Source organism: Muricoccus harenae (genome assembly GCF_009848505.1).
Taxonomy (GTDB): domain Bacteria; phylum Pseudomonadota; class Alphaproteobacteria; order Acetobacterales; family Acetobacteraceae; genus Roseomonas; species Roseomonas harenae.
In genome coordinates, this window is sequence record NZ_WWDL01000039.1 from 32739 (window position 1) to 43920 (window position 11182).

8 protein-coding genes are annotated in these 11182 nt (G+C 68.5%); 5 read left to right on the forward strand and 3 right to left on the reverse strand.

Annotated elements, in window-relative coordinates; all coding sequences use genetic code 11:
* Positions 1-57: 57 nt before the first annotated feature.
* From hisS to GSE44_RS21930, 4 genes are all read left to right on the forward strand, one after another.
* Positions 58-1302, forward strand: a complete 1245-nt coding sequence (hisS, locus tag GSE44_RS21915) for a histidine--tRNA ligase (protein WP_159350972.1) — start codon at positions 58-60, stop codon at positions 1300-1302.
* Positions 1302-2357 carry a peptide chain release factor 1 gene (gene prfA, locus GSE44_RS21920; protein ID WP_159350973.1) on the forward strand — a complete coding sequence of 352 codons (1056 nt, stop codon included), beginning with the start codon at positions 1302-1304 and terminating at the stop codon, positions 2355-2357. Before hisS ends, prfA begins: the two co-directional genes overlap by 1 nt.
* On the forward strand, positions 2354-3232 hold the full coding sequence (gene prmC / locus GSE44_RS21925) for a peptide chain release factor N(5)-glutamine methyltransferase (protein ID WP_159350974.1): 879 nt from the start codon (positions 2354-2356) through the stop codon (positions 3230-3232). The genes prfA and prmC overlap by 4 nt, the downstream gene beginning before the upstream one ends.
* Before the next feature lie 254 nt (positions 3233-3486).
* Positions 3487-3969, forward strand: a complete 483-nt coding sequence (locus tag GSE44_RS21930; protein ID WP_159350975.1) for a DUF4167 domain-containing protein — start codon at positions 3487-3489, stop codon at positions 3967-3969.
* A gap of 59 nt (positions 3970-4028) precedes the next feature.
* Here the strand turns inward: GSE44_RS21930 and GSE44_RS21935 are convergent, their stop codons facing one another.
* From GSE44_RS21935 to GSE44_RS21945, 3 genes are all read right to left on the reverse strand, one after another.
* The gene (locus GSE44_RS21935; RefSeq protein WP_159350976.1) at positions 4029-6236 is read right to left on the reverse strand and encodes an amylo-alpha-1,6-glucosidase; all 2208 of its coding nucleotides are present in this window, start codon (positions 6234-6236) and stop codon (positions 4029-4031) included.
* Between the two features lie 79 nt (positions 6237-6315).
* Positions 6316-7374, reverse strand: coding sequence for a glycosyltransferase family 4 protein (locus GSE44_RS21940; RefSeq protein WP_159350977.1), 1059 nt, complete (start codon positions 7372-7374; stop codon positions 6316-6318).
* A 106-nt stretch (positions 7375-7480) separates the two neighbouring features.
* Positions 7481-8260 carry an MOSC domain-containing protein gene (locus tag GSE44_RS21945; RefSeq protein WP_159350978.1) on the reverse strand — a complete coding sequence of 260 codons (780 nt, stop codon included), beginning with the start codon at positions 8258-8260 and terminating at the stop codon, positions 7481-7483.
* A 123-nt stretch (positions 8261-8383) separates the two neighbouring features.
* On the opposite strand from GSE44_RS21945, the gene clpB reads away from it, so the two are divergent.
* Positions 8384-10975, forward strand: coding sequence for an ATP-dependent chaperone ClpB (gene clpB, locus GSE44_RS21950; protein ID WP_159350979.1), 2592 nt, complete (start codon positions 8384-8386; stop codon positions 10973-10975).
* Positions 10976-11182 lie beyond the last annotated feature (207 nt).

Consider the following 11182-nt stretch of genomic DNA (forward strand, 5'->3'; position numbering starts at 1 on the left):
GGAGCGGCGCCGGGGGGTAGGGACATCCGGGGCGGGCAGTGCTAATCCGCCGCCACCATGGCGAAAACCGACCTCCAGCCCGCGCGCGGCACGCATGACCTGATCGGCGAGGAGTTCCGGCGCCACCACCACGTCATCGACACGGCGCGGCGCATCTCGGCCCTCTATGGCTTCGAGGAATGGGCCACCCCGATCTTCGAGGACACCCGCGTCTTCGCCCGCACCCTGGGCGAGACCTCGGATGTGGTGACGAAGGAAATGTACAGCTTCGAGGACCGCGGCGGGGAGAGCGTGACGCTGCGCCCCGAGGGCACCGCCGGCGCCTGCCGAGCGCTGGTGACCAATGGCCTCACCCAGATTAACCTACCGCGCAAGGTGTTCTATGCCGGCCCGATGTTCCGCTACGAGCGGCCGCAGAAGGGCCGCTACCGCCAGTTCCACCAGATCGGCGCCGAGGTGATGGGCGCGGCCGAGCCGTTGGCCGATGCCGAGGTGATCGCCTGCGGCTGGCACATCCAGCAGGCATTGGGCATCGATGCCGGCTCCGTGCTGGAGATCAACACGCTGGGCGACGGGCCGAGCCGCGAGGCCTACCGCGCCGCCCTGGTTGCGTATTTCACCGCCTCCGCCGACAAGCTCTCGGAGGAGAGCCGCACGCGGCTGGAGAAGAACCCGCTGCGCATCCTGGACAGCAAGGATCCAGGCGACAAAGCGCTGGTGGCCGATGCGCCGACCATCTACGCGCATCTCACCGACGCCGCCGGCAGCTTCTACAACGGCGTGAAGCGCGCCCTGGACCGCTTCGGCGTGCCCTATCGCGAGAACCCGCGCATCGTGCGCGGCCTCGACTACTACAGCCACACTGCCTTCGAATTCGTCACGGACCGCCTGGGCGCCCAGGGCACCGTGATGGCTGGTGGCCGTTATGATGGGCTGGTGGAGGAGATGGGCGGCCCGCCCACGCCTTCCGTCGGCTGGGCGGCCGGCGTCGAGCGCCTGTCCATGCTGCTGGATGCCGCGCCAGCTGCGCCGCGCCCCGTGGCGGTGATCCCGGTCGGTGAGGCATCGGAGGGCGCCGCGCTGGATGCCGTGCAGGCCCTGCGCCGCGCCGGCCTGGTCGCGGAGATCGGCTACAAGGGCAATCTGAAGCGCCGCATGGAGCGCGCCAACCGCCTGGGCGCCCGCGCCGCCGTCATCATCGGTGAAGAGGAGCTGGCGGGAGGCGTCGCCCAGGTCCGCGATCTCGATGCCGGCACGCAGGAGCGGGTACCGCTCGCGGAATTGGCCGCGCGGCTCTCCTGATGGCGCTTCCCGCGAAGCTGGACCGGCTCCTCTCCCGCGCGGAGGAGTTGCGGCACGAGCTCGGCACTGCCGATGGCAGCCGCTTCGGCACGCTATCGAAGGAGCTGTCGGAGATCGAGCCGGTCGTCTCGAAGGTGCAGGAGCTGCGAGACGCCGAGCGCGCGCGCGACGATGCCGAGGCGATGATGGCGGATCCCGAGATGCGGGAGCTGGCAGAGTCCGAATACTTCGAGCAGCGCGACCGCGTGCCCGCGCTGGAGCACGAGATCCGCATTATGCTGCTGCCGAAGGATGCGGCGGATGAGCGCTCGGCCATTCTGGAAGTGCGCCCGGCGGCAGGCGGTGACGAAGCTGGGCTTTTCGCCGCGGAGCTGTTCCGCGCCTACCAGCGCTATGCGGAAAGCCAAGGCTGGCGCTTCGAACTTCTGGAATGGGATGAGAGCGAAGCCGGTGGCATCAAGGGCGCCAGCGCCAGCATCACCGGCCGCGGCGTTTTCGCGAAGCTGAAATTCGAAAGCGGCGTTCATCGCGTGCAGCGCGTGCCCGCCACCGAGACGCAGGGCCGTATCCACACCTCCACCGTCACCGTTGCGGTGCTGCCGGAGGCAGAGGAGGTGGATGTGCAGATCAACGACAGCGACCTGCGCATCGATACCTACCGCGCTTCCGGCGCTGGCGGGCAGCACGTCAACAAGACAGACAGCGCCGTCCGCATCACCCACATCCCGACCGGCACGGTGGTGGCGATGCAGGAAGAGAAGTCGCAGCACAAGAACAAGGCCAAGGCCATGAAGGTGCTGCGCGCGCGCATCTACGAGGCGCAGCGTCAGGCCCTGGCCGGCGCGCGCGCCGCCGATCGCAAGGGGCAGGTGGGCACGGGCGATCGCAGCGAGCGCATCCGCACCTACAACTTCCCCCAGGGGCGCGTGACTGACCACCGCATCGGCCTGACCCTGCACAAGGTGGACCGGGTGATGATGGGCGAGATGGACGAGATCTTCTCCGCCCTCATGGCCGAGGACCAGGCCGCGCGCCTCGCGGCCGAGAGCGAGTGAGCCGCTGCGAACCGGGGGAGTCGGTCGGCGCCTTCCTCTGCCAGGCGGGCCAGGTGCTGCGCGCCGCTGCGGTGGAGGTGCCGCGGCTCGAGGCTCGGCTTCTTCTCTCGCACGCTATGGGCTGCCGCCAGGAGGACCTGCTGCGCGACCCTCGCGCCCCGGTGCCGGCCCCCGCCCAGGCCGTGTTCCGAGAGATCCTGGCGGCTCGGGCCCGCAACGTGCCCATGGCCTATCTGCTCGGCCATGAGGGCTTCTGGACGCTGGACCTGCTCAGCACCCCCGCCACGCTAATCCCGCGCGGGGATACAGAGACCCTGGTGGAGGCCGCCCTGGCTGCGTTCCCGGACCGTGCAGCTGTGTCACGCGTGCTGGACCTCGGCACGGGGACCGGGGCGCTTCTGCTGGCGGTGCTCTCGGAATGTCCCGGCGCCTTCGGCATCGGCGTGGACCGCAGCCCGGAGGCCGCCGCCCTGGCGCGGGCCAATGCGGTGCGGAACGGCCTGGCGGATCGCGTCGCGGTCCTTGCCGGCGACTGGGCCGCGGCGCTGGAGGGCCGGTTCGACCTCATCCTTTCCAACCCGCCCTACATCGAAACCGCCGCCATCCCCGGTCTGATGCCCGAGGTCGCCCTCCACGAGCCCGCCTTGGCCCTGGATGGCGGCCCGGACGGGCTGGACGCCTACCGCGCCCTGGCTGTCGCCATCCCGCGGCTGCTGGCCCCTCGGGGCAGGGCGGTTCTGGAGCTGGGCCAAGGCCAGCAGCCGGCCGTCGAGGCATTGATGCGCGAGGCCGGGCTTCGTTCCCTGGAGTGCCGGCCGGACCTGGGCCAGATCCCCCGTGCCCTGGTGCTGGGGCCGGACCAGGAAAAGGGTTGAAAAAAACATTTGGAGGAATCGTCCGGGATCACTACCTTCGCCTTGCGGCCTCCATCGCGCAGATGCGCGGCGGGTCCGCCGGAGCCTCGGCCGACATCTCCCCGGAATAGTCTCCGGGTCCAGGTCGGGCCATCGCCTTCGGCACGCCGCCAGGCACAACGATCATCATCTCGCCAGCCGGACCCCGGAATAGGGCCAAGCCTCACCTTCGCGCAGGCCGGCGGCGCGAGCATGGAAGTGCGAACCAGATCCAGATGAACATGAAGCGTATGCGCGGCCGCGGGAACTTCCGTCAGGGAGGGCATGGCGGCGGCCATGGTGGTGGAGGCGGCGGGGGCGGTCCGCGTCACCAAGGTGGCGGCGGCAACCAGCCGATGAACCGGAATCACGTGTTCGACTCCATCGGGCCGGACATGCGGATGCGGGGCACCGCCCAGCAGCTTTTCGAAAAGTATCTGCAGCTCGGCCGCGACGCGACCGGCTCCGGCGACCGGGTGATGGCCGAGGGCTATTTCCAGCATGCGGAGCATTATTTCCGCATCCTGAACGCGATGAACCAGGCGCAGCAGGCTCAGGGTGGCGGAGCTCCCGCTCCGCAGCATGGCGGCCGGCGCTACCATAACAATGAAGGCCAGCAGGACGGTTACGGTCCCGAGGGCGAGGGCGAGGGCGGCGTGAACGGCTATTCGGCCGAGGCGCAGCAGATGGACGACGAGACCCGCGAAACCATCCAGTAGCCCCGCGCCCCGGGCTGGTCCGGTTCCCTGCCCACTGGCAGGGGCGCCGGGTGCTGCCCTTAGGTGATGACCGCCACCTCCACCTGTCCACGCCGCCGCAGCAGGTTCAGCGACACGCCGCCATCCTCGTCATGCCGCCGCAGCCGCACATCGGCGGTGGAGGTGCCGAGGCGCAGGTTCTCAATGCGCAGCTCTTCCAGCCAAGGGGGCAGGAAGGGCCGGATGAAGCGGATGCTGCTGTCTTCCGGCCGGAAGGACACGCCCAGCATGGCGCCAAGCGTGGCGTAGGCGGTTGCTGCGGCCCAGGCCTGCGGCAGGCAGGCCACCGGATAGGCGATGGGCCCTTCGCCGACGCGCCGGGGGAAGCCACAGAACAGCTCCGGCAGCCGGCGCATATCCACGGCCAGGGCCGAGTCATAGAGACCTGTCAGCAGCCGCTCGAGCTGTGTATTCAGCCCGTAGCGCTTCATCCCCAGCGCGATCAGCCCGTTGTCATGGGGCCAGACCGAGCCGTTGTGGTAGGACATCGGGTTGTAGCGGCTCTCTCCCTCCGCGACCGTGCGGATGCCCCAGCCGCAGAAGCTTTCCGGTGCCATCAGCGTCTGCGCGACCCGCCTCGCCCGTTCCGGGCTCGGAAGTCCGGTCAGCAGCGTGTGCCCGGCATTGGAAGAGCGGATGCGGCAAGGCCGTTTCTCGCCATCCAGTGCCAGGGCGTAGGTGGACAGATCCTCGCACCAGAAGGCTTCCTCCACCCGGTCCCGCAGGGCATCGGCCCGATCGGTCCAGAGCGCAGCCTGGTCCTCATGGCCCAGGACCTTCGCCATGCGGCCGGCGCCGCGCCAGGCGGCCTCGGCATAGGCCTGGACCTCGATCAGCGCGATCGGGGCCTCGGCCAGCCGCCCGTCATCGTGGAAGACGCTGTCCCAGCTATCCTTCCAGCCCTGGTTGACCAGCCCGTTCACCGACTGCCGGTCATATTCCAGCAGCAGGTCGCCATCGATGTCGCCATGTCGCTCGATCCAGCGAAGCGCGGCGACGATGTTTGGCCAGATTTCACGGATCAGCGCCCAGTCGCCAGTGCGGTCGGCATATTGGGTCGCCAGCACGACGTAGAGCGGCGTGGAATCCGCCGAGCCGTAGTAGCGGCCGAAGGGAACCTCCCGCAGCGCCGCCATCTCGCCGTTCCGGCTTTCATGCAGGATCTTGCCCGGCTCCGCATCCCGCGCCGGATCGATGGCGGTGGCCTGCAGCTTCGCATGGTAGCGCAGCACGCCGCGCGCCAGTTCGGGATCCGCCCAGAGGCATTGCAGGGCGGTGATGAGGGAGTCGCGCCCAAAGGGGCAGGAGAACCAGGGGATGCCGGCATAGGGGAAGGGGCCGCTTTCCGTCTGGGTGGTCAGCATGGTCAGGTCGGCTTCCGAGCGCTTGAACCAGTCATCGAAGGCCTGGTTGGAAGACGTGACCTGCGCCCGTTGCTCCCCGCGTTCGCGGCTCCAGGCACGGATGCTGGCGAGCAGGCCATCGAAACCGGGCGGGGAGGGGAGGTCGGCGGGCTCGGGCCCTGATTCGCAGGTGATGGTCACCTCGATCACGCGATACGCCTTGGGTGGCAGTTCAAGCGGCCAGCGATTGTCCCGCCCCGGGACGCCCACGGGGGGCGGGTCGAAGTGAAGCCGCGTGCGGCGCTCCACGGCGTCGAGCCCCAGATAGCTGAAGACGAGCCCGCCGTCCCTCCCACCCACGGGCCTACGCCGGTCGCCCCGCTTCGGGCGCTGCTGGCCACGCACCTCGAAGATATCGGCAAAATCGGCGGCGAAGGTCAGGCAGATCTCGGTGGAGAGCGGCAGGTCCCCGAAGTTGTGGACCGTGATGCGCTCCCGCACCACGCCGTGCCCCAGCACCATCTGCCGCTCCACATGCAGCGTGTCGCGCATCAGCTTGCGGTCGGGGGAAAGGGAGATGTCCGGATTGGTCATGTTGACCGTGAGCACGGTGTTGTCCGCGCTGACGGCCGAGGAGAGCAGCAAAGGACGCAGCCCCGCGATCCGCAGCGAGAGGCGGGAGAGAAAGCGCGTGTCCTCGTGGAACAAGCCCTCGGCCGTTGCGCCCATGGCCTGGGCATCGCCGAAATGGTCCAGGACGAGGAAGGAGGAGCCGTTCTTCAGCGTGCGGGGGCGATAGAGCGCCAGGGCAGTGGCGGCCGTCGCCGCGACGGTCCATCCACTGTCCTCATCCACCCGCGGCAGGTCGCTTCCTTCGTCGTCCATGCGTATCTTCACTCCCCGCCGTCCATCCCGTGTCCGCGGCTCGCGCCCGCCAAAGCCGGCGCGACCCTCCGCCGGGCCTTCAGACAGCCCGGAGGATGGTGGTGCGCTCCCGCCCGAGCAAGCGCCGGTAGATCGCGAGGTGGTCCTCGGCCATTCGACGGGCGGTGAAACGCGCTTCGAAGGTGGCGCGGACCCGTGTGCGGTCCATCCCTGCCACCTTCTTCAGGGCGGCGAGGGCACCGACCTCATCCTCCACGATGCAGCCGGAGACGTCCTCGTCGATCACCTCGGGCACGGAGCCGCGGTTGAAGGCGATCACCGGCGTCCCGCAGGCCATTGCCTCGATCATCACCAGCCCGAAGGGCTCGGGCCAGGCGACGGGGGAAAGGAGGCACATGGCGTTGCCGAGGAACTCGGCCTTCTGCGCTTCGTTGATCTCGCCGATGAAATCGACGCCGTCGAGCGAGAGGAGGGGTTCCACCACCTCTTCGAAATAGACCTGGTCGGCACGGTCCACCTTGGCCGCGATCCGGATTGGAACTCCAGCGGCCTGGGCGATGCGGATCGCCGCGTCCGGCGCCTTTTCTGGCGAAATGCGGCCCAGGAAGGCGATATAGCCCTGGTGCGAGGCGCTGAAGGGCAGAAGGTGCTCCGGCAGCCCGTGCAGCACCGTCCCGCACCAGTCCAGCCCAAGATGCTGAAGCGGCCGCCGCTGGCTGTCCGAGATGGAGATGAAGGGCGCCTCGGGGAAGGCGGCGAGCAGCGGCTCGATTTCCGGCAGGTCCAGCCGGCCATGGAAGGTGCTGACATAGGGCAGCCCCCGGCCGCGTATAGCTGGCAGGTGCAGGTGGTCGATATGGAAATGGACGATGTCGAAGCGCGCGGCCTGGTCCAGCACCTTCTGTACCATCAGCATATGTGGCGCGGTGGCGTCCCGGATGGAGGGATCCAGGCGGATGGCCCGGGGCAGCATCGGCTCCAGCGTCGCGCTGGTGGTGCTGTCGCCGCTGGCGAAGAGGGTGACCTCATGGCCGAGGGCGACCAGTTCCTCGGTGAGATAGGATACGATGCGCTCCGTGCCCCCATACAGCTTCGGGGGGACCGCTTCGGCGAGCGGCGCGACCTGGGCGATTCGCATGTTGCAACGATCTCCGGCCCGGCCTCCCCGCCGAATCTGGCCGGGGCCCGGGCCGGGGCGCCGCTAGAACAAGGCATCCGCCGCCTGGTTGCACTGCAACATTTCGTCAGACGGGCTCCAGCGCATCCCCCACGGCGATCCGGCCGCCTTCCAGGACGGTGGCGTGCACGCCCAGTTCCATATGGCCGAAATGCTGCTTCAGCAGCCGCGGAACATCGAGGTCTCGCTCTCCCGTCTCCAGGTTCACCTGGGTCGCCGGGCAACGGACGGTCCGCTTGAAGACTGAGAGCCGCGCCCCGCCCAGCAGCACCTCCTGCCCGACCCAGTCATGCTCGGCCCAGGCCGGCAGGCCGGAAAAGTAAACGTTCGCCCGGAAGCGCAGCGGATCGAGGCGCTGGCCGATCGCCTTGCTGAGTGCGTCCAGGCTAGCGAGGTTCAGGAGGGAGACGCCCTTGCGGGCTTGGTCCGTGAAGGCGTGGCCGGGCGCCTCGGTGAAGCGGGGCGCGCGGGGCGATCCGTCAGGGGCGGTGCCGAAGCGTGCCTCCTCACCGAGGAAGCGGATCAGCCAATCGCCGATGGCGGCCTTGCCCTCCGGCGTCGCCGTGGAGGCGGAGAGGGGGGGATGATCTTCCGCGAACAGGGCGAGGATCTTGCCGCGGGGGTCGAAGGCGGCCCGTACCAGCACCACCTTCGCGTTCTTCATCATGCAGGCGAAGTTCTGCTTCGGCAGGAAGCGCGGTGCCGCCTCGTCAAAGGGAGCGTCTCCCTGGGCCAGGGCGAAGCGACGGTCATAAGGGATGGTCTCGCCAGCCGAGAGTTCCACCTCCTCGAGGCTCTCCGCCGAAAGGCCCTTGACCGGGTAGCGGTAGATCCGTTCGACGCGCATGTGGATGCCTCCCTGGCGGCCTCTTGAAGCCGGGCCGCGCCCGATACCACATAACATTCAAACGCCTAAGCCGTCGCCTCAACAGGGGCGGAGAGGGCGGTCGCCTCACTGGAGGGACAGGATATGGATATAGAGAAGCTTACCGAGCGCGCCCGGGGATTCCTGCAGGCCGCGCAAACCATCGCCATTCGCGAATACCACCAGCGGGTGACGCCGGAGCATTTGCTCAAGGCGCTGCTGGATGATGAGGAAGGGGCCGCGAGCGGTCTCATCCGTGCCGCCGGCGGAGATCCGGCTGCCGCCAAGCAGGATGTCGATATCGAGGTGTCGCGCAATCCGCGCGTCTCGGGCGGTGGCGCGGGCCAGCCCCAGGTGACGCCCGATTTCGTGCGCGTGCTGGACGCCGCCGAGCGCAGCGCCAACCGTGCCGGCGACAGCTTCGTGGCGCAGGACCGCCTTCTGGTGGCGATCGCCGCCAGCGACACGCCGGCTGGTCGGCTGCTGGTGAAGGCCGGCGCGACGGCGCAGAAGCTGGAGGCCGCGGTGGCCGAGCTGCGCAAGGGCCGCACCGTGGACAATGCGACGGCCGAGCAGCAGTTCGACGCCCTGAAGAAGTATGCGCGCGACCTGACCGAGGCCGCGCGGGACGGCAAGCTGGACCCGGTGATCGGCCGAGACGAGGAGATCCGCCGCACTATCCAGGTGCTCGCCCGCCGTACGAAGAACAACCCTGTGCTGATCGGCGAGCCCGGCGTCGGCAAGACTGCCATCGTCGAGGGGTTGGCGCTGCGCATCGTGAATGGCGACGTGCCAGAGGCGCTGAAGTCCAAGCGTGTGCTCGCGCTCGACCTCGGCGCGATGGTGGCCGGGGCCAAGTATCGCGGTGAGTTCGAGGAGCGCCTGAAGGGCGTGCTGACCGAGATCGAGACGGCCGCCGGCGAGGTGATCCTTTTCATCGACGAGATGCACACACTGGTTGGCGCTGGCAAGGCGGATGGGGCGATGGACGCCTCCAACCTGCTGAAGCCGGCCCTGGCCCGCGGCGAGCTGCACTGCATCGGCGCCACCACGCTCGATGAGTACCGCAAGCATGTGGAGAAGGACGCGGCCCTGGCCCGCCGGTTCCAGCCTGTCTTCGTTGGCGAGCCGAGCGTGGAGGACACCATCTCCATCCTGCGCGGCATCCGGGAGAAGTATGAGCTGCACCATGGCGTGCGGATCTCGGACTCCGCGCTGGTGGCGGCCGCGACCCTGTCGAACCGCTACATCTCGGATCGCTTCCTACCGGACAAGGCCATTGACCTCGTCGACGAGGCCGCGTCCCGCCTGCGCATGGCCGTGGACAGCAAGCCCGAGGAGCTGGATGCGATCGACCGTGACCTGCTGCGTTCCCGCATTGAGCGGGAGGCGCTGAAGCGCGAGACCGATGCGGCCAGCCGCGACCGGCTGGAGAAGCTGGAGCGCGAGATCGCGTCGCTCGAGGAGCAGTCCGCGACGCTGACCGAGCGCTGGCAGGCCGAGAAGAACAAGCTCCTGGAGGCTCAGAAGGCCAAGGAGGAGCTCGACCGCGCCCGCACCGAGGTGGAGCTGGCCCAGCGCAAGGGTGACTATGCCCGTGCCGGCGAGCTGACCTATGGCGTCATCCCCGGGCTGGAGAAGAAGATCGCAGAATCCGCCGATGACGGGGGCCGCCTGGTGAATGAGGCGGTGACCGAGGAAGGCATTGCGGCGGTCGTCTCCCGCTGGACCGGCGTTCCGGTCGAGAAGATGCTGGAGGGCGAGCGTGCCAAGCTGATCCGCATGGAGGATGAGCTGCGCCGTCGCGTCGTCGGCCAGGAGGAGGCCCTTGAGGCCGTTGCCAAGGCCGTGCGGCGCGCGCGGGCAGGGCTGCAGGACCCGGGCCGGCCGATCGGCAGCTTCCTGTTCCTCGGTCCGACCGGCGTCGGCAAGACTGAGTTGACCAAGGCGCTGGCGAGCTTCCTGTTCGACGACGAGCGTGCGCTGCTGCGCATCGACATGTCGGAATATATGGAGAAGCACGCCGTTGCCCGGCTGATCGGCGCCCCTCCGGGCTATGTCGGCTACGAGGAAGGCGGCGCGCTGACCGAGGCAGTTCGCCGGCGTCCCTATCAGGTCATCCTCTTCGACGAGGTCGAGAAGGCGCATGAGGATGTGTTCAATATCCTCCTGCAGGTTCTCGACGACGGGCGGCTGACGGACGGGCAGGGGCGGACGGTGGACTTCCGCAACACCCTGATCGTGCTGACCAGCAACATGGGCTCCGAGATCCTTGCCGCCCAGCCCGAGGGCGAGGACGTGGATCTGGTGCGCGGCCAGGTGATGAACGTGGTCCGTACCCGGTTCCGGCCGGAGTTCCTTAACCGCCTCGACGAGATCGTCCTGTTCCGGCGCTTGGCGCGCGGGGACATGGGCGCCATCGTGGAGATCCAGCTCGGCCGGCTGCGCAAGCTGCTGGATGAGCGGAAGATCACGCTGGAACTGGACGAGGAGGCGAGGGACTGGCTCGCCGAGGCTGGCTACGACCCGGTCTATGGCGCCCGGCCCCTGAAGCGCGTGATCCAGCGAAATTTGCAGGATCGGCTGGCTAACCTGCTGCTGGAAGGCAGCGTGCGGGATGGCCAGGCGCTGCGGGTTTCTGTGGGGCCCGATGGGCTCGAGGTGAGCCCGATCGCTTCGTTTGCGGAAAGTGTGTGAAACCTCTTTGACAGGTTGGGGCGGCCCCCATATAAGCCGCCCCACACCGGCGGCGCCTTGGGGCGCCTTGGTGACCCGGACTGGGGCGGTTTGGAGGGGTTGACGTAGCGGTGTTGAGCCGCTAGATACGTTGACCCGCCGCGCTTCGGTGGTGGTTTCAGGCAGAGGTTGGGCTTGCCCAGCCGGGGGAACCCGGGGCCTTTGCTT

What these genes read in the sequence shown, in the direction of transcription:
- GSE44_RS21935 (WP_159350976.1), bottom strand. Translation starts at nt 6,236, where the DNA reads ATGGACGACGAAGGAAGCGACCTGCCGCGGGTGGATGAGGACAGTGGA.
- clpB (WP_159350979.1), top strand. Translation starts at nt 8,384, where the DNA reads ATGGATATAGAGAAGCTTACCGAGCGCGCCCGGGGATTCCTGCAGGCC.
- prfA (WP_159350973.1), top strand. Translation starts at nt 1,302, where the DNA reads ATGGCGCTTCCCGCGAAGCTGGACCGGCTCCTCTCCCGCGCGGAGGAG.
- GSE44_RS21930 (WP_159350975.1), top strand. Translation starts at nt 3,487, where the DNA reads ATGAACATGAAGCGTATGCGCGGCCGCGGGAACTTCCGTCAGGGAGGG.
- GSE44_RS21945 (WP_159350978.1), bottom strand. Translation starts at nt 8,260, where the DNA reads ATGCGCGTCGAACGGATCTACCGCTACCCGGTCAAGGGCCTTTCGGCG.
- GSE44_RS21940 (WP_159350977.1), bottom strand. Translation starts at nt 7,374, where the DNA reads ATGCGAATCGCCCAGGTCGCGCCGCTCGCCGAAGCGGTCCCCCCGAAG.
- hisS (WP_159350972.1), top strand. Translation starts at nt 58, where the DNA reads ATGGCGAAAACCGACCTCCAGCCCGCGCGCGGCACGCATGACCTGATC.